Source organism: Paenibacillus sp. AK002, assembly GCF_053903045.1.
Map to the genome: position 1 here is coordinate 2,077,328 of NZ_CP096377.1, position 22,141 is coordinate 2,099,468.

The 22,141-nt window shown below is 51.4% G+C and carries 19 protein-coding genes; 18 read left to right on the forward strand and 1 reads right to left on the reverse strand.

What is annotated here, in order from left to right; translation table 11 throughout:
• Positions 1–20: 20 nt before the first annotated feature.
• Entirely contained in the window at positions 21–257 is a 237-nt protein-coding gene (locus tag M1D70_RS08900) for a DUF2626 domain-containing protein (protein ID WP_006209059.1), read from the reverse strand.
• A 341-nt stretch (positions 258–598) separates the two neighbouring features.
• Here M1D70_RS08900 and M1D70_RS08905 point away from each other — a divergent pair, with 341 nt between their 5' ends.
• The 18 genes from M1D70_RS08905 to mraY all read left to right on the forward strand — a co-directional run bounded on the left by M1D70_RS08905 (position 599) and on the right by mraY (position 22,138).
• The gene (locus M1D70_RS08905; RefSeq protein ID WP_009590829.1) at positions 599–1,249 is read left to right on the forward strand and encodes an RsfA family transcriptional regulator; all 651 of its coding nucleotides are present in this window, start codon (positions 599–601) and stop codon (positions 1,247–1,249) included.
• A 139-nt stretch (positions 1,250–1,388) separates the two neighbouring features.
• Positions 1,389–2,348 carry a ketopantoate reductase family protein gene (locus M1D70_RS08910; RefSeq protein ID WP_456289662.1) on the forward strand — a complete coding sequence of 320 codons (960 nt, stop codon included), beginning with the start codon at positions 1,389–1,391 and terminating at the stop codon, positions 2,346–2,348.
• 11 nt (positions 2,349–2,359) lie between these two features.
• Positions 2,360–2,746, forward strand: a complete 387-nt coding sequence (locus M1D70_RS08915) for a DUF3397 domain-containing protein (protein ID WP_009590849.1) — start codon at positions 2,360–2,362, stop codon at positions 2,744–2,746.
• 149 nt (positions 2,747–2,895) lie between these two features.
• Positions 2,896–4,554, forward strand: coding sequence for a peptide ABC transporter substrate-binding protein (locus M1D70_RS08920; RefSeq protein ID WP_009590840.1), 1,659 nt, complete (start codon positions 2,896–2,898; stop codon positions 4,552–4,554).
• A 208-nt stretch (positions 4,555–4,762) separates the two neighbouring features.
• On the forward strand, positions 4,763–5,695 hold the full coding sequence (locus M1D70_RS08925; RefSeq protein ID WP_009590847.1) for an ABC transporter permease: 933 nt from the start codon (positions 4,763–4,765) through the stop codon (positions 5,693–5,695).
• A gap of 2 nt (positions 5,696–5,697) precedes the next feature.
• Positions 5,698–6,648 (forward strand): ABC transporter permease, encoded by a 951-nt coding sequence (locus tag M1D70_RS08930; protein WP_009590830.1) that lies wholly within the window; start codon positions 5,698–5,700, stop codon positions 6,646–6,648.
• 13 nt (positions 6,649–6,661) lie between these two features.
• The gene (locus M1D70_RS08935; protein WP_009590828.1) at positions 6,662–7,657 is read left to right on the forward strand and encodes an ABC transporter ATP-binding protein; all 996 of its coding nucleotides are present in this window, start codon (positions 6,662–6,664) and stop codon (positions 7,655–7,657) included.
• On the forward strand, positions 7,654–8,592 hold the full coding sequence (locus M1D70_RS08940) for an ABC transporter ATP-binding protein (protein WP_009590843.1): 939 nt from the start codon (positions 7,654–7,656) through the stop codon (positions 8,590–8,592). Before M1D70_RS08935 ends, M1D70_RS08940 begins: the two co-directional genes overlap by 4 nt.
• Positions 8,593–8,780: 188 nt before the next feature.
• A complete protein-coding gene (gene bshC, locus M1D70_RS08945; protein ID WP_456289663.1) occupies positions 8,781–10,412 on the forward strand; it encodes a bacillithiol biosynthesis cysteine-adding enzyme BshC in 1,632 nt (543 codons plus the stop codon).
• A 40-nt stretch (positions 10,413–10,452) separates the two neighbouring features.
• The gene (locus M1D70_RS08950; protein WP_009590835.1) at positions 10,453–11,721 is read left to right on the forward strand and encodes an adenosylhomocysteinase; all 1,269 of its coding nucleotides are present in this window, start codon (positions 10,453–10,455) and stop codon (positions 11,719–11,721) included.
• Between the two features lie 207 nt (positions 11,722–11,928).
• A complete protein-coding gene (mraZ, locus tag M1D70_RS08955; protein ID WP_009590832.1) occupies positions 11,929–12,366 on the forward strand; it encodes a division/cell wall cluster transcriptional repressor MraZ in 438 nt (145 codons plus the stop codon).
• Between the two features lie 79 nt (positions 12,367–12,445).
• Positions 12,446–13,399, forward strand: coding sequence for a 16S rRNA (cytosine(1402)-N(4))-methyltransferase RsmH (rsmH, locus tag M1D70_RS08960; protein WP_009590838.1), 954 nt, complete (start codon positions 12,446–12,448; stop codon positions 13,397–13,399).
• Between the two features lie 33 nt (positions 13,400–13,432).
• A complete protein-coding gene (locus tag M1D70_RS08965) occupies positions 13,433–13,846 on the forward strand; it encodes a hypothetical protein (RefSeq protein WP_009590826.1) in 414 nt (137 codons plus the stop codon).
• An 18-nt stretch (positions 13,847–13,864) separates the two neighbouring features.
• Positions 13,865–16,171, forward strand: a complete 2,307-nt coding sequence (locus M1D70_RS08970) for a penicillin-binding transpeptidase domain-containing protein (RefSeq protein WP_456289664.1) — start codon at positions 13,865–13,867, stop codon at positions 16,169–16,171.
• Positions 16,172–16,257: 86 nt separating this feature from the next.
• Positions 16,258–18,201, forward strand: coding sequence for a stage V sporulation protein D (locus tag M1D70_RS08975; RefSeq protein WP_015734232.1), 1,944 nt, complete (start codon positions 16,258–16,260; stop codon positions 18,199–18,201).
• A gap of 61 nt (positions 18,202–18,262) precedes the next feature.
• Entirely contained in the window at positions 18,263–19,747 is a 1,485-nt protein-coding gene (locus tag M1D70_RS08980; protein ID WP_456289665.1) for a UDP-N-acetylmuramoyl-L-alanyl-D-glutamate--2,6-diaminopimelate ligase, read from the forward strand.
• Entirely contained in the window at positions 19,747–21,168 is a 1,422-nt protein-coding gene (locus tag M1D70_RS08985) for a UDP-N-acetylmuramoyl-tripeptide--D-alanyl-D-alanine ligase (protein ID WP_456289666.1), read from the forward strand. The genes M1D70_RS08980 and M1D70_RS08985 overlap by 1 nt, the downstream gene beginning before the upstream one ends.
• A 4-nt stretch (positions 21,169–21,172) precedes the next feature.
• The gene (gene mraY, locus M1D70_RS08990) at positions 21,173–22,138 is read left to right on the forward strand and encodes a phospho-N-acetylmuramoyl-pentapeptide-transferase (protein WP_009590845.1); all 966 of its coding nucleotides are present in this window, start codon (positions 21,173–21,175) and stop codon (positions 22,136–22,138) included.
• Positions 22,139–22,141 lie beyond the last annotated feature (3 nt).

Below are 22,141 nucleotides of genomic sequence, written 5' to 3' on the forward strand. Positions count from 1 at the left end.
TCGCTTGCATGGTTTACATATTAGAGTGGTTTGCCCATAATGAAGACCGTCCAGTAGCTAAAGCCTGTGAAGGTCACGATCATATAAGCCCAGAAGAGAAGAATATAGGTTCTCTCCGTGAATTTCAAATATCCCAGGATCACGAAAAATGCGGTCTGCAGGAAGAAAAGCAGTGCCATTTCAATATGATCTCCGGCAAAGGCCATCAACCCGATGGTCAGGGTGAAAAAGCCAAGGACTCGAAACATCCGTGCCACGATTATATCCTCCTCTCGTATGTACGCACATAATGCTGCTATGAACATTATAGCGTTATGGGAAAAACGTGTAAACGCCTAACTCAAGAAAACCCTTTATTTTTTATTATTAACCAGAAGCAGGACATTGAATTCGGGAACAATTTGGGTGAAACGCCCCTTTTCCCTCCGTAAGAGTATGATCTGTAATCAAAATGGAAATACATTTTAGTATCAAATAGATTCTATGAACTCTATGAGAGGCATAGAAATGAACTAAGCAGTTTTTATACCCTATTCAGCAGCCGATTTACGGTATTGAAGACGGTTATTTTAGGATGTCGTTAGGAGGGTTTTATGGTATGTCAGCAGTGAGACAGGATGCATGGAGCGCAGAGGACGACCTAATACTGGCGGAGGTGACCCTGCGTCATATTCGTGAGGGCAGCACCCAATTGGCTGCCTTTGAGGAAGTCGGAGAAAGAATAGGCCGGACATCGGCGGCTTGCGGATTTCGTTGGAACAGCTGTGTTCGCAAGAAATATGAGGATGCTATCAGCTTGGCGAAATCTCAGCGTCAAAAGAGAAGTTATTATAAAAAACAGCCTTCCGCCAGCGGACCACAAGTTGCAGGATTGGCAGCTCCGGAAATGGAGCACGATGTTTATAAACATGATGGCGCAAGCGAAGAGACGTTGTCCATCGATGCGGTTATCCGTTTCCTTCGCCAGTGGAAGGGCGGGCTGCAGGAAAGTTCACGCCAGTATAAACTGCTTGAGAAGAATTTGCGTGAAAAAGAGGATGAGCTTGCAAGGCTCCGCAGCGAGAATCAACGGTTGTTGAAGGAAGTAAGCGAAGTGAAAACCGACTACCATGTGGTCAATGACGATTATAAGGCACTGATTCAGATTATGGATCGGGCACGGAGACTGGCTTTTTTGAATGAAGAGGACGAGGAACTGAAGACCCGCTTCAAAATGGATGCCAACGGTAATCTGGAACGAATCGAATAGGTAAAGGTTATCCTGATCCGCCGTAACCCGCACTAGTGCATTTCATGCGCTTTGGCGGGTTATTTGTGCGTATTGAAGATTATTCTGATATATACTAAGACTAGCACATCATGTTTAATGACAGTAATGGGGGATGATCATGAATATACATATCATCGGGGCCGGATCTTTGGGCCTGTTATATGCCGGCAAACTTGCGGGCTCAGGCTGCAGAGTCACGGTATGGTGCCGCAGCGAGGAGCAGGCGAGCAAGCTCCGGACTACCGGCATCACGATCGAGAAGACGGAGGGGAAGCCTCAGACCGTTGCCCCCAATGCTTTTTCGGTCCGTGCATGGGATGCCTTTGCCGAGTCGGGAGCGGCAGCGGATGCGGATTATCTCTTTCTCATGTTGAAGCAGCAAGGGATCGAAGAGATGGCCAGGGAAGTGCTGGCACCATTCGGACACCATCGCCGCAATCTCATATGCTTTCAGAACGGTACAGGCCATTTGGAACGGCTTCGGGAGCTGCTGCCCATGTGGAAGCTCTATGCAGCGATTACCACGGAAGGGGCCAAGCGTACAAGCAGTTCCTCGGTTCTGCACGCCGGCCATGGAACGACGACAATCGGCAAAATGATGCCTGCTGCGAGCTTTATAGGGGCTACATCCCATGAAGATCATGATATTGAGCTGGTTAAAGAGCTGAATAGAGCAGGATTTGAAGCTTTATTGTCGAATGAGATGGATGAGATGATCTATCGTAAACTGCTGATGAATGCGGTCATTAACCCTTTGACTGCATTGTGGCGGATTCCTAACGGAGCGCTGTTATCCTCCCCTGAACGGGCCGGGCTTATGAAGCAGCTGTATCATGAAGGAATCCTTGTATATGAAGCTGCCGGAATTCCGTATGGAAACAAGCTGTGGGAATGGATTGTAAGCGTCTGCCAATCCACTTCAGGTAACACGTCCTCCATGCTAAAGGACGTGATGGACGGCCGAGCGACGGAAGTTGCCTGGATTAACGGAAGCATTGTCCAGCTTGGACACAAATATGGCGTTTCAGTGCCAAAACACGAGCTGATCACGCAGCTCATCGAGGGGATGAATCTATAGGGGGTCTTAGTATGGGGTTTTTACAGGGGCTGTTTAACACATTGAGTCTTTTTCCGTTCATTCCGTTTCTGATGGTGTATATCATAGTGCTCCAAAGAAATAAGAATCGAAAACAAGCGCTGGAGCTGGCCATGGATATCACCACCTTTTTTATGCTGTTCTCGGTTTCCGCCTTGTTTAATACTACGTTCCAGACCAAATTCGGATTTTATCTGATACTCCTGATGCTGCTTATCGCGGCGGGGCTGATCGGGAGCGCGCAAAACCGCTGGAAAGGCAAGGTAAACGGAAAAAGGCTGCTGCGGGCCGTGTGGAGGCTCGGCTTTGTGACAATGAGTTTTGGTTACATAGTTTTTACATTTTTTGGTCTACTCTCCTACATAATTAAGATGATGTAAGCACAATCTAATAACTAGTATTATATGAGAAATCTGTTTGATCATTGGGTCAGGCAGATTTTTCAATTTATTGATTTCTGGATTTTTTTGACCACTGGTTGTATAATCGATAAGCATATACCTAAAATCTATGAGGGGGATACCGCAAGATGAAGAAACAAAAGAAACTACTGCTTCTCATGACGCTAATTCTTGCTTTCAGCTCGGTTTTGGCAGCGTGTGGAGCTGATAAGAATGAAGGTGCAAACGGCGGAACAGCGGACAAGCCTAAAGAGCAAGTCTTCCGCATGAACCTTGCTTCCGACCCTCCAACATTGGATCCGGGATTGTCTCAGGACAATACGTCGAATACGGTAATCAATGCTGTGTTTGAAGGTCTGGTTCGTAAAGGTGCAGATGGTTCCGAAGAGCCGGGCGTAGCCAAAGAATGGAAAATTTCTGAAGATGGCCTCAAATATGTCTTCACGCTTCGCGAGGATGCCAAATGGAGCAACGGCGATTCTGTAACGGCTAAAGATTTCGAGTATGCATGGAAACGCGTACTTGATCCGAACTTTACGCCAGCATCGCCTTATGCATATCAGCTGTATTACGTGAAAAACGCTGAAGCGTACAACCTCGGCGAAATTAAAGACGCTAATGAAGTTGGCGTAAAAGCAACCGATGATTACACGCTGGAAGTAACGCTGGAAAACCCGACGCCATACTTCCTAAGCTTGATGTCTTTCCAAACCTACTTCCCGGTTCACAGCTCCGTTGAAGGTAATGCTTCTTGGGCAACGAAACCGGATACCTTGATTGGCAATGGTCCGTTCAAAGTTTCACAAATGACGAAGGGTCAAAAAATCGAGCTTGTGAAAAACGACCAATATTGGGATAAGGACTCCATCAAACTTGAGAAAGTTCAAATGAGCATCGTGAACAGCTCTGCTACAGAACTTTCAAGCTATCGCAATGACGAACTGGATTATGCAGGACATCCAACAGGCAATATTCCGACGGATCAACTTACGGCGATCAAAAAGGAACTGGGCGATGAATTGATGATCAAAGGCATTTCGTCGACCTATTTCTATATCTTTAACACAACTCAAGAGCCATTTGACAATGTGAACATCCGTAAAGCCTTCTCGATGGCGATTGACCGTAAGGCTATCGTAGAGAAAATTACGCAGGGCGGACAACTTCCTGCATTCGGTTTTGTTCCTCCGGGCATCAAGGGTGAGTCCGATGAGTACCGTAAAGAGGTGCCGGATACTTACTTCGAAGAAAATCTTGAAGAAGCTAAGAAACTGCTCGAGCAAGGTATGAAGGAAAAAGGCTATACCACGTTGCCTGAAGTTACTCTGATCCATAACTCCGATGACAACCACAAGAAAATTGCGCTTGCCATCGCGGATATGTGGAAGAACAATCTCGGCGTTACTGTTAAGGTTCAAAACCAAGAGTGGGGCGTATTCCTGAAGAACCGTACGGATCTCAACTATCAAGTTGCACGTTCCGGCTGGGGAGCAGACTATAACGACCCGATGACTTATATCGACATGTGGACATCCAATGGCGGAAACAACGACACTGGATTCAAGAGCGAAGAATATGACAAACTTGTGAAGGATGCCTATGCGACTAGCGATAACGCCAAGCGCATGGAGCTGATGTCCCAAGCGGAGAAAATTCTCGTTCAGGACAATCAAGTTGTTATGCCGATCTACTACTATTCCAGTGTGTCCCTGGTTAAACCATGGGTGAAGAACCTTCATCTGGATTATAAAGGTGATATCGATTTCACACGTGCATATATCGAGTAGTCTTTTGTAAGTATTTATAAAAGGTTACGTTTCGGGATATATATGTGGGGCATTTTTAAACCCATATATATCCCGATTTTTTTGTATGAGCGCAAGGTTTCCAAATCTTGTGTCCGTTGGTGAAAGTTAAGGGATGCTCAATCCGTCCTGGAATTATACAATTATAGGGACGGCTTGGTTTAGAACAACTGATCAGGAGGCTAGCGAAATGCTGAGGTATGTGGCGAGTAAGTTTTTTTATATGCTTGTATCGTTGTTCATACTGATCTCAGCCACTTTTTTTCTTATGAAAGCCATACCGGGCGATCCGTTTATGGGAGAGAAAAAGCCATCGCCTGAAATTCTGGCGAGGCTGATGGAGCAGTATGATTTGGATAAACCGGTATTTCAGCAGTATACGAAATACTTGGGCAATATCATCCAGGGTGACTTTGGCTTGTCCATGAAGAAACAGGGACAATCCGTAACAGATATTATTGTAGACACGTTCGGCCCGTCACTACGTTTGGGTCTTATCGCGATTGTGGTATCCGTCATCGTCGGTGTCCTGTTGGGGATGCTTGCAGCCTTGTATCACCGCAAGCTGATTGACAACATCGCCATGATTATCTCGGTTCTGGGCATCGCGGTACCGAGTTTTGTACTCGCGTCCTTGTTGCAATTCGTTCTCGCGGAGAAAGCAGGCATATTCAATGTCATGGGCTTTGAGGGACCGCTGGACTACGTGCTTCCGGTCATGGCGCTGTCTGCACAACCGATTGCATTTATCGCTCGCTTGACAAGGTCCAGCATGCTGGAAGTTTTGCATTCGGATTATATCAAGACGGCGAAGGCCAAGGGCCTTAACTGGTTTGCGATTATGTTCCGTCATGTGATCCGTAACGGTATTTTGCCGGTCGTGACTTATGTCGGTCCGATGACAGCGAACATTATCACGGGATCGGTCGTCATTGAACAGATTTTCGGTATCGGCGGCATAGGCAAGCAGTTTGTTGAAAGTATCACGAACCGTGATTATACCGTCATCATGGGAATTACGATTTTCTACGGCATCCTGCTGATGCTGGCTCGTTTTGTCACGGACATCGTGTACGTATTTGTGGATCCACGCATTAAATTGACCGGCGGGAAGGAGAGGTAGACATGGAGAAAGAACAGCGTATGCCTCATCCTGCGGCACTAAACTTGAAGCCTGAAGATTTTCAGAAGATTGGTCCTGATGAGAAGCAATCCGAGGTAATACAGCGTGAAAGCTTGTCTTCCTGGAGAGATTCCTGGGAGAGACTGCGCAAGAACAAGCTGGCAATGACAGGCTTGATTATTATGATCCTGATTGTCATCATGGCCATCATCGGCCCGATGATCTCTAAATATGATTATGAAACGAATGATTTGATGAATACGAATATGCCGCCTTCATCAGAACATTGGTTTGGAACCGACGATCTGGGCCGCGACGTTTTTGTTCGTACCTGGATGGGAGCTCGGATATCCTTGACCGTTGGTCTTGCAGCAGCTGCGATTGACTTGATGATTGGCGTAATATATGGCGGCATCATGGGTTATTTCGGTGGCCGCGTCGATGAGTTCATGAATAAGTTTGCGGAAATTTTGTATTCCATTCCGTACCTGCTCGTTACGATCTTGCTATTGGTTGTATTCGAGCCAAGTTTAGGCACGATCATACTCGCCTTAACCATCACGGGGTGGATTAACATGTCCTGGATCGTGCGGGGCGAGATCATGCAGCTGAAGAGCAGAGAGTATGTGCTCGCTTCACGCTCGATGGGTGCGGGAACTGCGCGCCTGCTGTTCCGGCATTTGATTCCGAATGCGATGGGGCCGATTATCGTTACCTTGACCTTGTCGGTTCCAAGCGCAATCTTTGCCGAGGCTTTCCTGAGTTTCCTTGGTCTTGGCGTTCAAGCACCGGTTGCATCATGGGGCTCCATGATTAATGATGCCTTGTCCGGATGGATGTATTATCCATGGCGGATGTTGTTCCCTGCTCTATTTATCAGCTTGACGATGTTGGCATTTAACATTTTCGGTGATGGATTGCGTGACGCGCTGGATCCGAAATTGAAAAAATAGGAGGTGGGAAGGTATGGAACCGATCTTGCAGGTGAAGGACCTCAACGTATCGTTTCGTGTTCGCGGCGGTGAAGTAAAGGCAGTCCGCGGCATGAATTTTGAAGTCGGCAAGGGGGAGACGGTTGCCATCGTCGGTGAGTCCGGAAGCGGTAAAAGTGTTACCGCCCAGACCATTATGCGATTGATTCCGTCCCCGCCCTCGGAAATTAAAAAAGGAGAGGTCATTTTCCAAGGACAAGACCTTCTCAAAAAAACGAACAAACAGATGGAAGCGATTCGCGGCAAGGATATCGGGATGATCTTCCAGGATCCGATGACCTCGCTCAATCCAACCATTAAAATAGGAAAACAAATCACGGAAGTGCTGGTCAAGCACCAAGGGATGTCATTCTCGGAAGCCAAGAAACATGCCATTGAAATGCTGAAGCTGGTGGGCATCAAAAACGCGGAAGAGCGCTTCAACCAGTATCCGCATGAATTCTCCGGCGGTATGCGCCAGCGCGCGATGATCGCGATCGCCCTTGCATGTAAGCCGACCCTGCTGATTGCGGATGAACCGACGACTGCCCTTGACGTTACCATTCAGGCGCAGATTATGGACGTGATGAAGGAAATGCAGGAGCGTTTGGGCACATCCATCATTCTGATTACGCATGATCTCGGCGTTGTTGCCGGTATGTGCGACCGCGTGATCGTCATGTATGCGGGCGAAGTGGTGGAAACGGGAACGAAATGGGAGATTTTCAAAAATCCGCAGCATCCTTATACCAAAGGCTTGCTTCGTTCCATGCCGCGCCTGGATCAGAAGAAGGACGAGCCGCTGATTCCGATCATCGGTACGCCTCCCGATCTCATTAAGCCGCCGGTGGGCTGCCCGTTTGCTGCTCGCTGTGATGAGGCTATGCGAATTTGCGAACGGGTCGACCCGGGCGCAACGGAATTCAGCGATACGCACATCGCGCGCTGCTGGAATCTGCACCCGATGGCGAAGGAGGCGCAGGGCTCATGAAGGATAACCATTTAATTGAGGTAAAAGGCCTGAAGAAGTATTTCAACGTTGGCAAAGGTCAAGTGCTTAAGGCGGTTGACGACCTGAATTTCTTCATTCGCGAAGGCGAAACGCTTGGTATGGTGGGTGAGTCCGGCTGCGGCAAGTCAACCGCAGGACGGACGATTCTTCGCCTCTATGAACCTACGGCCGGAAGCGTTAATTTTAACGGAACGGACATTTACAAGCTGTCCCCTGGCAAGATGAAGGCGATGCGCCGCGATATGCAGATGATTTTCCAGGATCCGTATGCCTCGCTGAATCCAAGATTCACGGTGTCGGACATTATCGGCGAAGCCTTGGATATTCATGGAATGGCAGGCAGCCGTGCCGAACGCAAGAAGCGGATTGAGGAGCTGCTGGATATGGTCGGCTTGAACAGCGACCACGCGACGCGTTACCCTCACGAATTCTCGGGTGGTCAGCGTCAACGGATCGGGATTGCCCGCGCCCTTGCGGTAAACCCTAAATTCATCATTTGTGACGAGCCGATCTCGGCGCTTGACGTTTCGATTCAGGCGCAGGTTGTCAATTTGTTGAAAGATCTGCAGGATCGGCTTGGTTTAACTTATCTCTTCATTGCGCATGACCTGTCCATGGTTAAGCATATCAGCGACCGGGTAGCGGTGATGTATTTGGGCAAAATGGTGGAGCTGGCAGACAGTGAGGAACTGTATGCGAACCCGATCCATCCGTACACGAAAACCCTGCTGTCCGCGATTCCGATTCCGGATCCTGAAATTGAGGCTAACAAAAAGCGCCTCAAGCTGGAAGACGATTCGCAGGGGCCGATTTCGGCAGCCAAAGGCGAAGACGGAACGGTTCAGCTGGACGTGAAGGATTCGGAGCTGGTCGAAGTGTCCAAAGGACACTGGGTTGCCAAAGCCTACGCTTAAGTCATCGATACCTGTTAATAGGAAGCTGCTTCAAGAATAGCCGCTGGCATCGTGCCGGCGGCTATTCTTTTCCTTTGACGCACAATGCCAACATTCGGTACAATCAAGAAAGGCAAAAAATAAAGAAACAAATTTACCTGCATGCACAATCTAGATTTGGTTGCGACGTAGAATAGGAGGCATACCTCATGAATATCGTTCCGGAACCATTATCCCTCGCTTCGCGTCTCGCCCATGATTATATTCACCATTTCGACCGGGTAAGCGGGTTCTACGGTGAAGATCACCGCGGCGAGCACGGCTATGCCGAGCGGGTACAATGGCTGGATCTTTCGGAAGACAAACGAATTCAGCGCAAGTCGCTGGCAGCATGTCTTCGGACGTATAACCAGAAACACAATGATCATCCCGCCGTACATAAATCACTTCAACAGCTGGAGCAGCCCGGAACTGTTACCATGGTTGGTGGACAGCAAAGCGGTTTGTTTACCGGCCCCCTGCTTGTCATATATAAAGCCATCACCGTGATTCAGGCTGCCCGCGAAGCGGAGGAACGCTTGAATCGTCCCGTTGTGCCTGTATTTTGGATCGCTGGAGAGGACCATGACTGGGATGAAGTCAATCACACGTATTTCCTGACTCCGGATCAGCAGCTGTCCAAAATCAAGCTGGATGCCAAGGACGGGCTCAGGACATCGGTGAGTTATACCGATGTTCCTGAAGAGGACTGGTCGATGATGCTGGCAGAGCTTCAGACGCAGCTGGCGGACAGCGAATACAAGGCAGACTTGCTGAAGCTTGCGTCTCAATCGTTTGACGGATCGGCCGGATTAAGCGAGGCATTCGCTAAACTCATCGGCTGCATGTTCGGCAAATATGGACTGATCCTCCTGGATTCCGCAGACCCGGGACTTCGGGCGCTGGAAGTGCCCATATTCGAATCGCTGATTACCCGCAACGAGACACTGGGACTTTCGTACCAGCAGGCTGCAAGGGATATCGCCGGACTGGGCTACGAGGTCCAGGCCGACGTATCCGAGAACGGGGCCAATCTGTTCTACTTGCATGAAGGCAGACGCCTGCTGCTGTACCGGGAAGGAGGCGTGTTCTCCGACCGCAAGGGCATCGTTTCTCTCACGGAGGAAGAATTGCTTCGGGATTTGCATCAGTTTCCTGAGCGCTTCAGCAATAACGTGCTGACCCGCCCGATCATGCAGGACTCGCTGCTCCCCGTGCTGGGGACGATACTCGGTCCTGGCGAAATCTCTTACTGGGCGATTACGCGCTATGCATTTGCCGATATGGGCTTACAGATGCCGCTAATCATCCCGAGAATGTCTTTCTCCATGGTGGACGGCACCGTCCACAAGCTGATGGAGAAATACGGATTGTCCTTCGAGGATGTTCAGCTTCGCTTGTCCGAGAAGCGCGAGGCTTGGCTGGCAAGCAAGGACGAATTGAATCTGGAGGAACGCTTCAGCGAAACCCGGAAACAATTCGAAGCATTATATCAACCTTTAATAGAAGATCTTGGCAAAATGCAGAGCGGACTGTTAAAATTAGGTCTAACCAATAAGGATAAAATATTGGAGCAGATGGATTACCTGTTAAGTAAATCCCGGAATGCCCTGGAACAGCAGCATGAGGCCGCCTTGGCGCAGTGGAAGCGCATCGAACAGACGCTGCTCCCGGAAGGGAAGCCTCAGGAGCGGGTATACAACATACTGGAATACATGAATCGTTACGGATTGAATCTGGTGGATCGCCTGATGGAAATCCCATACGATGCTTCGGGCATGCACCGCGTCGTTTACGTATAATGATCAGGAATTCAAACATCAGATCCTAGGAGGCTGTTAAATGAGCTCATCATCAATACAAACCAGCAATATTGCCGACCTGAAACTGGCGCCGGAAGGTCATCTCAAAATTGATTGGGTGCAGGCGCACATGCCGGTATTGAACCGGGTACGCGAACAATTCGAGAAAGAACAACCGTTCAAAGGCTTGAAAGTGGCCATCTCGCTGCATCTGGAAGCGAAGACCGCGTATCTGGCGAAGGTCATCCAAGCCGGCGGAGCCGAAGTGACAATTACCGGCAGCAATCCGCTGTCTACGCAGGATGATGTATGCGCGGCGTTGGTGGAAGACGGAATAACGGTGTTTGCCAAGTACAACCCGGATCCGGAGGAATACAAGCAGCACCTCATCTCAACGCTGGAAACGAGACCGGATCTGATCATCGACGATGGCGGGGATCTGGTAACGATCCTTCACTCCGAGCGCACGGATCTGCTTGAGGGGGTGCGGGGCGGCGCCGAAGAGACAACGACGGGCATTCTGCGCCTGAAATCGCTGGAGAAAGAAGGCGCTCTGAAATTCCCGATGGTTGCCGTGAATGACGCTTACTGCAAATACTTATTCGATAACCGTTACGGTACGGGGCAATCGGTCTGGGACGGAATTAACCGAACGACAAACCTGGTGGTTGCAGGCAAAACGGTCGTTGTCGTCGGCTATGGCTGGTGCGGCAAAGGCGTGGCGATGCGCGCCAAGGGTCTCGGCGCCAACGTCATCGTGACCGAGATTGATCCGATCAAGGCGGTTGAGGCTTACATGGACGGCTTCCACGTTATGCCGATGCGCGAAGCGGCTAAACAGGGGGACTTTTTCGTAACCGTCACGGGCAACCGCGACGTCATTAGCGGAGAAGACTTTGATGTCATGAAGGATGGCGCCATTTTGTCCAATGCCGGGCACTTCGATGTGGAAGTCAACAAACCGGATCTGTCGGAGCGATCCCAGTCGGTTCGGACGGTTCGTCGCAATATCGAAGAATACCATTTGAAGGACGGCCGTAAGATCTATTTGCTTGCAGAAGGCCGTTTGGTGAATCTGGCGGCAGGGGACGGACATCCGGCAGAAATCATGGATATGACGTTTGCCCTTCAGGCCTTGTCGCTCAAACACGTGAATGATCAGTACCAGGGCATCGGCAACCGCGTCGTGAATGTTCCGTACGAGCTGGATCAACAGGTTGCTTTATATAAACTGGAAAGTCTAGGTATCCATATCGACAGCCTGAGCGCTGAGCAGAAATCCTACTTGGACAGCTGGGCCCAGCATTAAACCGCAGCAGCTTCAGATCATTTGCAAACCTCCTTTCCATCCCCCGGCGGGATGAAAGGAGGTTTTTTGCGCGGTTGTTCTGAGAGAAAGTTCCAAAAAAACAAATGCAGGTCAGAAGGGATTTGATTCTTGACGCCGAATCTATTATCCTAAAGTGGTGGAAAGTGGTGCAAAGTGGGGAATCGGGGTTAAGGAGTGGAATGCCTGATGTTTATGGGGGAGTTTCAGCATAGCATCGACGATAAGGGGAGAATCATCATCCCCGCTAAATTTCGCGACCTCCTGGGCACCTCGTTTATCGTAACCCGCGGATTGGACAATTGCCTCTTTGTATACCCCAAAGATGAATGGGCCATCATGGAGCAGAAGCTCAAATCCCTACCGCTCATGAAGTCGGATGCACGCGCATTCACCCGGTTTTTTTTCTCCGGGGCGACGGAATGTGAATGGGATAAACAGGGAAGGGTAAATTTGCCGGGCAATTTGCGCGAGTTCGCCAAGCTCGAGAAGGAATGCGTCGTCATCGGCGTATCGAGCCGCGTGGAGATCTGGAGCAAGGAGCAATGGCAGAATTACTATCAGCAGTCGGAGGAAGCGTTCAACGACATTGCTGAGAAGCTGGTAGACTTTGATTTTGACTTATGACCAGCTAGGAAAATCCCGTAATCGAAATGGACAAGTTACACTAAAAATCATGTAAGAGACACAATGGAGGGCTGCAGCTTTGTTCCATCACATCACAGTGCTTAAGCAAGAAGCGACAGAAGGGCTGCGCATCAAACCAGACGGTATATATGTTGACTGTACGCTCGGGGGGGCGGGGCACAGCTCGCTCATTGCTTCCCAACTAAGTTCGGAAGGCCGGTTGATCGCTTTGGATCAGGACGACTGGGCATTGAATAACGCCCGGGAGGCCATGAAGCCTTATGCGGACCGGATCACCCTCGTTAAGACCAATTTTCGCGATTTGGAGGAGGTGCTCCGAAGCGAAGTGGGGGCTGGCGAGAACGGGCAGCCGCAAGTTGACGGTATACTGTTCGATTTGGGCGTATCTTCTCCGCAATTTGATGAAGGGGAGAGAGGGTTTAGCTACAATCATGATGCCCCGCTGGATATGCGGATGGATCAATCCGCCGAGCTTACAGCAGCCAAGATTGTAAACGAATGGCCGGAACAGGAAATCGCGCGGATATTGTACCAATACGGCGAAGAGAAGTTCTCAAGGCGGATTGCCAAGGTCATCGTTGAAAGAAGGGCACAGAGTCCTATTCAGACAACCGGAGAGCTTGTCGAAATGATTAAGGAAGGGATACCGGCCGCGGCTCGAAGAACGGGCGGCCACCCGGCGAAGCGAAGCTTTCAAGCATTTCGCATCGCGGTAAACGATGAGCTTGGCGCTTTCGAGGATGCGCTTCATCAAGCCGTAAGATGTCTTGCGCCGGGAGGAAGGGTCTCGGTGATTACCTTCCACTCGCTCGAAGACCGGATATGCAAGCAGATTTTTAACAGTTACATTCCCAAGTGCACGTGCCCTCCAGACTTTCCGATGTGCGTATGCGGAGGCGGCCAAGGCGATCTGAAGCTGGTAAACCGTAAACCGCTTATCCCGTCGGCGGAAGAAATTGAGAGTAATCCAAGGGCGCGTTCGGCGAAGCTGCGGATTGCGGAGAAACTGTAGAAACATCAAATCCCTGAAGAAGGAGAATCAGCCATGGCTTACACGCGCGGCAATTTAGCCGTACAGGAGAGACAGAAGGAAACGCAGCAGTCCGCTTATCTCGAGAAGACCAAAGTCGTTAAACGTCGTTCCCAGCTTCCGCAAAAAGAAAAGCTGCTGTATTTGTTGTCCGTGGTGTTCGTGGTTGCCGTCATGGGCGTCATCGGCATGAGTCATGTTCATTCCTATGACCTGAACCGGCAGATCCAGGCGACGGAGAACAAGATATTGGATGCGAAGCGGAATATCAATCAACTTCAGGTAGAAAAGCAAACGCTGGAGATGCAGGTATTGGACAAGGCGAAAGAGCTCGGTTATGTGCCGATTGAGGACGATAACATGATCCATCTATCACCTGTCTCGGGAGCAACCGGGACACAGGATTCAGACTCGGGACAAAATGATTGAAGTGTGAGGTTTTGACCGATGATTAAAAAAATCAAACTGCGTACCGTGCTAATAGGGGGATGTATAACCCTCTTTTTTGCTTTATTGATTGGTCGGGTATTTTGGCTGCAGGTGATCGATAACGACTTCTGGAAGGAACAAGCCTTAGCGAAATGGTCCAGAACCCAGGACTTGCCGGCATCCCGCGGTACGATCATGGACCGGGACGGCGACATCCTGGCCATGGACGCCCCGGCTTTCACGGTCATAGTAAACCCTGCGGTCATCCAGGCTAACGGCTTGGAGAATGAGGTCGTTAAAGGGCTGCACGAAACTCTCGGCAAGGATGAGGATAAGCTTCGTGAAATGGTTCAAGCCAAGGGCAAGGATGGGGAATACCTGAAGGGCGTGGAAGTCCGCAACGAAGGATGGAAGATCAGCCAGGAGAAGATGGAAGAGGTTAAAGAGTTCAGCCAAAGCTTGAATGATAAATTGAAGGCCGCAGGCAAAGTTCCCGATTCGGGCATCGGCTTTCAACGCGAGCAGAAACGCTTCTATCCCAAAGAGACATTGGCTGCACATATGCTGGGTTATACCGATCGTCAAGGACAGGGGATCGGAGGCATTGAGCAGTTTTATGACGAGATGCTGAAGGGGACCGACGGATTCGCTTCTTACAAGAGCGACAAGAAGGGAGTCAAGCTGCCCAGCGAGGATGATTTATATCAGCCTGCAATAAATGGGAAAAATTTAGTACTGACGACCGACGATACAATCCAGTATTATATCGAGGAAGCGATGCGCGACACGTATAACCAATATAAACCAATCAGCATGACGGTGATCGCAGCGGATCCGAACACGATGGAAATACTGGGGATGGCCAACATGCCGACTTTTGATCCCAATACATATTCGAAGTGGAATCAAAAGAATTTTATCAACCATGCCGTGCGGTCCATCTATGAGCCGGGATCGACCTTCAAAATTGTAACCCTGGCCAGTGCAGTGCAGGAAAAGCTGTTTAACCCGGGTGATATTTATCAATCCGGATCCATAAGGGCGGGGGGAAGAACCCACCGGGATATTAACAGCGTAGGGTGGGGGCCGATTACTTACCTGGAAGGCGTGAAAAAGTCCAGTAACGTGGCATTCGTAAAATTGGGATACGAGATGCTCGGCAAAGAGCGGTTTACCAATTATATTCGGGAATTCGGTTTTACCGAGAAAACGAATATTGACCTGCCCGGGGAAATTCTCGGCACCCTGAACATGACCTATGATTCCGATATTTCAACCATGACCTATGGTTACGCCGTATCGGTTACGCCTATACAACAGATTGCGGCCATTTCCGCCGTTGCCAACGGCGGCAAGCTCATGGAGCCGCATATGGTGAAGGAGATCGAGGACCCCAATACGGGCGAGGTTCAGAAAATCGAGCCGAAGGTCGTGCGTCAGGTCATATCTCCCGAAGCCGCAAGAGAAACAGGGACTTACCTTGAGCAGGTCGTAGCCGACCAAGTAAACGGCACAGGGAAGCTTGCGTATATCGACGGCTACCGCGTTGCGGGCAAAACCGGTACCGCCATTAAATCCGGCGGCGGATATAAAGACCGTTCGAAACAGGTGGTTTCGTTCATCGGGTACGCTCCCGTCGAGAACCCGAAGATCGCCGTGCTGGTCATTATCGACGAGCCGAACGTGGAGAAGGGCGGCGGCGCGCTGGCGGCACCGATATTCAAGGAAATCGTCTCCAAGACATTAAACTATTGGGGCGTTCCCAAATCGAATGAAACTCAGGATAAAGAAAAATCGAATCCGGGAACGGCGCCGAAGGATGCCCTTAAAGCACCGGACTTTACGGGAATGAAGCTCAGCGAAGTAAAGGCCAAGCTGTTGAAGGACGGGGTTGCGTTTGAGACATTGGGCAATGGAAGCACCGTGAAGGAGCAGTATCCGCCCGCAAATTCGATCATTAACGTTGGACAGCGCATTTATCTTCTTACAGAGGACAGCCCATCGATGAAAATTCCTAATTTAGAGGGAGAATCGCTTAGGGATGCCATGGAGGTGCTCACCTTGATGAAAGTAAAGGTGAACGTTCAGGGCGAGGGTTTCGTTGTATCGCAATTGGAAGCCAAAGAGAATGGCCAGCGGATCGTGCAATTAACGCTGAAATCGGCTCAAGAGCTGATAACGGGCAGCAGCGGTACCGATGAAACCTCCTCCGCTGGCAGCGCAAATGCGAACGGGGAAGAAACCGGCGACAATGAGACGGAAGGAACCGCCGATAACGAAGCCGAAGCAACCGACCAAGGACAAGGCGATACCGAAGGGGAATAGCTTGTTCTAACCCGGGTTTGTCCCGAATACTCATGTGAAGAACGCATATCATGAGCTTTCGGGTTCAAACAGGGAGGGAAGCTTAGGTGAAAGTATCCAAGGTATCGCAGCGGAGAAGGCTGCTCTGGAGCCTGCTGCTGCTGCTCCTGCTGTTCTCTGCGCTGATCATCAGACTGGCCTATGTGCAGATCGGGAAAGGCGCGGAGTTGTCGGCGAAAGCGGAGGATCTCTGGCGCCGCGACATTCCGTTCGCGGCACAGCGGGGTGAAATTCTGGACCGTAACGGAACCGCATTGGTTACGAATATAACGACACCGACCATTTGGGCGATTCCTGTACAAATCAAAGATCCGGACCATACAGCCGAGACGTTGGCCGGGCTGATCAGCATGGACAAGGCCGATATCAAGAAGATCATTACGAAACGTTCGAGGTTGGAACGGATAAATCCCGGTGGACGAAAAATTACGATGGAGCTGGCTCAGGAAATTCGTGATTTGAAGCTGCCGGGTATCGTTGTTGCTGAGGACAACAAACGGTATTATCCCTACGGCGATCTCGCGGCCCATATTTTGGGGTTTACGGGAGCTTACAGCCAGGGACTCACCGGCCTGGAAGCCATGCATGACGACAAGCTGAAGGGCTTTGAAGGCGGAATATCCTATTTGTCCGATGCAGGCGGAAGAATCATGCCGGGCTCCTCGGAGAAATACGTAGAGCCCCGCGACGGTCTGAATCTGGAGCTGACGATCGATAAATCGATCCAGTCCATCATGGAGCGGGAGCTTGACCAGGCCATGGTGAAATACCAGGCGAATGGAGCATGGTCGATTGCCATGAATCCGAAGACGGGCGAGATTTTGGCGATGGCCAGCAGGCCGGGGTACTCCCCTGCCAACTATCAGGAATTTTCAGCGGAAACATACAATCGCAACTTGCCGATCTGGATGACCTATGAGCCGGGCTCGACGTTCAAGATTATTACGCTTGCCGCTGCGCTCGAAGAGGACAAGGTCGATCTGAAGAACGACCATTTCTTCGACAGCGGGGCGGTAGAGGTCGGCGGAGCCAGGCTGCGCTGCTGGAAGAAAGGCGGCCATGGCAGTCAAACCTTCATGGAGGTTGTGCAGAACTCCTGCAACCCGGGCTTTGTGGCATTGGGCCAGAAGCTGGGTAAGGAAAGCCTGTTCCAGTATATCCGGGATTTCGGCTTTGGAGCGAAGACAGGCATCGATTTGAACGGGGAAGAGAACGGCATTCTGTTCAAGCTCGATAACGTTGGCCCTGTGGAGCTGGCCACAACGGCGTTTGGCCAAGGCGTATCGGTTACGCCGATCCAGCAGGTTGCGGCCGTGTCCGCCGCCATTAACGGCGGTAAGCTGTTCAAGCCGCACGTCGCCAAGGCTTGGGTCAATCCGGAGACGGGCGAGACGGTGGAGGAAATCAAACCGGAGCTCGTCAGACAAGTAATCTCGGAGGAAACCTCCAAGCAAGTGCGCGAGGCACTCGAAAGCGTCGTCGCCAAAGGAACCGGACGTCCGGCCTTCATCGACGGTTATCGTGTGGGAGGGAAGACCGGTACCGCCCAGAAGGTGATTAACGGCCGTTACTCGTCAACCGAGCATATCGTCTCCTTCATCGGATTCGCGCCGGCCGATGACCCGGAAATCGTGGTGTACACGGCGGTGGATAATCCGAAAGGCATACAGTTCGGCGGCGTCGTGGCAGCCCCGATCGTGCAGAATATCCTGGAGGATGCGCTGCACTATATGAACGTCCCGCCGCGCAAAGATCAGCTTGCCCGCGAATACAAGTACGGCGAGACGCCGACCGTGACCGTACCGAACCTGGTCGGTGCAACCGTTCAGGATCTGTATGAAGACTTGAATATGAACTTCATGCTGGCCAAGTCCGGAACCGGCAATACGGTAATTTCCCAGGCGCCGAAGCCGGGAAGCCGGGTGGAGCGAGGGTCCACCATTCGGATTTACATGGGCGAAGACCCGGGGGAATCCAAGCACGAACACTAAGGCATCATCCGGTCGGCAAGCGAAGGGCGGATGATGCAGATATATAGAGAGAGGGATAACAATGAACTTGAAGCAATTATCATCCGTATTGGCCGCTGCTGTTATCGAGGGATCCGGAGATGTTGAAATTACGGGGATAGAAACAGACTCCAGACAAGTAAAACCGGGGGATTTGTTCATTTGCCTGCCGGGCCATACGGTGGATGGACACGAGTTTGCAGCCCAGGCCGCCGACAAAGGTGCCGCGGCGCTGGTCGTTGAACGCAAGCTGGAGGTTGACCTCCCGCAGGTCATCGTGAAAGACAGCCGCTTCGCGATGGCGGGTTTGGCGAACGCCTTTTATCATCAGCCGAGCTCCCGAATGAAGATGATCGGCGTAACCGGTACGAACGGCAAGACAACGACAACGTATTTGATCGAGACGATCATGAACGATTTCGGGTTGAAAACCGGATTGATCGGAACGATTCAGATGAAATACGGCGGCCAGTCCTTCCCGATGCCGAGAACGACGCCCGAGGCGCTGGAGCTTCAGCGTTACTTGAACGATATGGCCAATGCAGGCACCGAGTGCTGCGTGATGGAGGTATCCTCGCATGCGCTCGAACAGGGGCGCGTGAAGGGAACGGATTTCCGGACGGCCATCTTCACGAATCTGACCCAGGACCATCTGGACTATCATCACACGATGGAAGAATACCGCGGCGCAAAAGGGTTATTTTTCTCCCGGCTGGGCAACGCTTTTGCCAAGGATGAATCCGCGCGCAAATATGCCGTCCTGAATGCGGATGACGATGCTTCGGCATATTTCGCCAAGCAGACCGCGGCGGAAGTGATAACCTACGGTTTGGGTGAAGATGCGGATGTGCGGGCGAGCAATATATCGATCACCGCGCAAGGCACTTCGTTCCATGTGGATACGTTCCGCGGCAGTGCGGACATTTCGATTCGAATGGTAGGAAAATTCAACGTGTATAACGCTATGGCCGCGATCGCGGCAGCGCTCCTGGAAGGTGTGCCGCTCGAAGATATCAAGAACAGCCTGGAATCCGTGCCCGGAGTCGATGGCCGCGTAGAGGTCGTGGATGAAGGCCAGCCGTATGCCGTGATCGTGGATTACGCCCATACGCCGGACGGACTTGAAAATGTGCTCCGCACCGTCAATGAATTCGCGGAAGGCCGGGTGATCACCGTATTCGGCTGCGGTGGCGACCGGGACCGGACCAAACGGCCGATCATGGGTAAAATCGCTGCGAAATACAGCGATGTTGTATTGGTAACTTCCGATAATCCCCGTACCGAGGATCCGGAGTTGATATTGAAGGATATCGAGGCCGGATTGGTTGAGGACGGTGTGGCAACCGAAAGCTACAAGCTCATCGTCGATCGCCGGAAAGCGATCGAAAAGGCTATTGAAATGGCAAGCCCGGGCGATGTAGTATTGATTGCGGGGAAAGGTCATGAGACCTATCAGCTGATTGCGGGCGAAGTGCTTGATTTTGACGACCGCATCGTAGCCAAAGACGCGATAAGGGGCAGACAATAGTGATCCATAAATCATTAAAGAGCATCGCCGACATGTGCGGCGGTACGCTCTCACGTAACCAAGATGACAACATCATCATTCAAGGAGTCGGTACCGACTCCCGAACCATACAGCCGGGCAACCTGTTTGTTCCGATTGTCGGCGAGAAGTTTGACGGGCATGAATTCGTGGAGAGCGTGCTCGCCAGTGGAGCCGGCGCGGCATTCTGGCAGAGGGATCATCAGCCGGTTCCCGCCGACCTCCCGCTCATTCTCGTGGAGGATACGTTAAAGGCGCTCCAGTCGCTTGCGGCGGCCTATTTGTCCGAGAGCAGAGCCAAGGTGGTGGGCATAACCGGCAGCAACGGCAAAACCACCGTGAAGGACATGGTGTCGGCACTGCTTGAAACCACGTATAACGTTCACAAAACGCAAGGCAATTATAATAATCATATCGGGCTTCCGTTAACCGTGCTGGCAATGAAGGAAGACACCGACATTATCGTGCTTGAGATGGGCATGAGCGGACGTCATGAGATCGAGCTGCTCTCGAACATAGCCCGCCCGGATTTAACCGTGATCACCAATGTCGGGGAAGCGCATTTGCTGCAGCTCGGTTCCCGGGAAGAAATCGCACGGGCCAAGCTTGAGATTATCAGCGGCATGAAGCCGGGCGGTTTGCTGATCTATCATGGGGACGAACCGCTGATCCGTCAGGTGCTTGCTGAAGAAGCAACGGTGAAGCCGGAGGGGCTGCGAACGTATACGTTCGGAAATCAAGATACCAATGACGATTATCCGACGGGACTCATGTTCCATGCCAGAGGAATCATATTTACTTCGAGACTGCATGCAGGCGAAGGCTTCAGCCTGCCGCTCCTCGGCCGCCACAATGTGGTGAACGCCCTGGCAGCCATGGCGGTGGCGGCCCATCTGGGCATCGGCGATGAAGCCATTCGCAGCGGGTTCGCCCATCTGAAGCTGTCGAGCATGCGGATCGAAGCCGTAGAGACCGCGCTTGGGGTAACCGTGCTGAACGATGCCTACAATTCCAGCCCGACGGCGGTGAAGGCGGCTGTAGACGTGCTTGGCGATATGAAGGGCTATCGCCGCCGGATCGCCGTGCTCGGGGACATGCTGGAACTTGGTCAGCGGGAAGAGTCATTTCATGCCGAGATCGGAGATTATTTATCTCCGGACAATGCGGATCTGGTATTCACCTACGGTCCGTTGTCTCTTCATACGGCGAATAAAGCGAAAGCCCGCTTCCCGGAAGGGGCCGTGCTTTCATTTACGGATAAAGAGAAGCTGATCGAAGCCCTGCTGGAGCAGGTAACGGAGAAGGATATCGTATTGGTGAAAGCCTCGCGCGGCATGAGGCTGGAGCACGTGGTTGATGCCTTGAAGGCACTGCCGGGCAGCAACAACGGAGCGAGGGGGTGAGCTGATGGACTTTCAATTGCTGTTATTGACAATCGGTGTAGCGTTTGTGCTTGCGGTGATATCGGCTCCGCTGCTCATTCCGCTGCTGCGGCGTATGAAGTTCGGCCAGCAGGTCAGGAACGACGGTCCGCAGAGCCACTTGAAAAAAGCCGGGACGCCAACGATGGGCGGCGTCGTCATTCTTCTAGCTTTTACGCTGACTTATATTAAATTTTCGCCTGTCGATACCGATTTCTACGTGCTGATCGTAGCCACGCTCGGTTTCGGTTTGATCGGCTTTCTTGACGATTACATCAAGATCGTGTTTCGCAGATCATTAGGACTTACGGCCCGGCAGAAGCTGTTTGGACAGCTTCTGTTTTCCGGTATTATGTGCTGGCTGTTGATTTCCAACGGCCACAGCACGGCAATCAGCGTGCCGGGCATGGATTGGTCCTTTGATTGGGGCCCATGGTTCTATTATCCGTTCATCGTGGTCATGATGCTTGCAATCAGCAACGCGGTCAATTTCACCGACGGATTGGACGGCCTGCTGTCCGGCGTCAGCGCGATTGCCTTTGGCGCGTATGCCATCGTCGCGATCCAGTCCACCTCGTTCGCGGCGGCGTTCTGCGCGGCTGCCATGATCGGCGCGGTGCTCGGGTTTCTGGTATTTAACGCTCATCCCGCGAAGGTGTTCATGGGAGATACGGGTTCTTTAGGCATCGGCGGTGCCATCGGCGCGATTGCCATCGTAACCAAGAGCGAGCTGCTGTTCCTGATCATTGGAGGGGTCTTCGTCATCGAGATGCTATCTGTTGTGCTTCAGGTGATCTCCTTCAAAACCCGGGGCAAACGAATATTCAAAATGAGCCCGATCCACCACCATTACGAATTGTCCGGGTGGTCGGAGTGGCGCGTTGTTTTTACATTTTGGGCCGTGGGACTGGTACTTGCGGGACTCGGACTCTATATCAACAAGGGGTTGTAACAT

Excerpts from the sequence above, each read along its gene's own strand:
- M1D70_RS08935 (WP_009590828.1), top strand. The coding sequence starts at position 6,662 with ATGGAACCGATCTTGCAGGTGAAGGACCTCAACGTATCGTTTCGTGTT.
- M1D70_RS08940 (WP_009590843.1), top strand. The coding sequence starts at position 7,654 with ATGAAGGATAACCATTTAATTGAGGTAAAAGGCCTGAAGAAGTATTTC.
- bshC (WP_456289663.1), top strand. The coding sequence starts at position 8,781 with ATGAATATCGTTCCGGAACCATTATCCCTCGCTTCGCGTCTCGCCCAT.
- M1D70_RS08970 (WP_456289664.1), top strand. The coding sequence starts at position 13,865 with ATGATTAAAAAAATCAAACTGCGTACCGTGCTAATAGGGGGATGTATA.
- M1D70_RS08950 (WP_009590835.1), top strand. The coding sequence starts at position 10,453 with ATGAGCTCATCATCAATACAAACCAGCAATATTGCCGACCTGAAACTG.
- M1D70_RS08930 (WP_009590830.1), top strand. The coding sequence starts at position 5,698 with ATGGAGAAAGAACAGCGTATGCCTCATCCTGCGGCACTAAACTTGAAG.
- M1D70_RS08920 (WP_009590840.1), top strand. The coding sequence starts at position 2,896 with ATGAAGAAACAAAAGAAACTACTGCTTCTCATGACGCTAATTCTTGCT.
- M1D70_RS08915 (WP_009590849.1), top strand. The coding sequence starts at position 2,360 with ATGGGGTTTTTACAGGGGCTGTTTAACACATTGAGTCTTTTTCCGTTC.
- M1D70_RS08910 (WP_456289662.1), top strand. The coding sequence starts at position 1,389 with ATGAATATACATATCATCGGGGCCGGATCTTTGGGCCTGTTATATGCC.
- mraZ (WP_009590832.1), top strand. The coding sequence starts at position 11,929 with ATGTTTATGGGGGAGTTTCAGCATAGCATCGACGATAAGGGGAGAATC.
- mraY (WP_009590845.1), top strand. The coding sequence starts at position 21,173 with ATGGACTTTCAATTGCTGTTATTGACAATCGGTGTAGCGTTTGTGCTT.
- M1D70_RS08905 (WP_009590829.1), top strand. The coding sequence starts at position 599 with ATGTCAGCAGTGAGACAGGATGCATGGAGCGCAGAGGACGACCTAATA.
- M1D70_RS08980 (WP_456289665.1), top strand. The coding sequence starts at position 18,263 with ATGAACTTGAAGCAATTATCATCCGTATTGGCCGCTGCTGTTATCGAG.
- M1D70_RS08925 (WP_009590847.1), top strand. The coding sequence starts at position 4,763 with ATGCTGAGGTATGTGGCGAGTAAGTTTTTTTATATGCTTGTATCGTTG.
- M1D70_RS08965 (WP_009590826.1), top strand. The coding sequence starts at position 13,433 with ATGGCTTACACGCGCGGCAATTTAGCCGTACAGGAGAGACAGAAGGAA.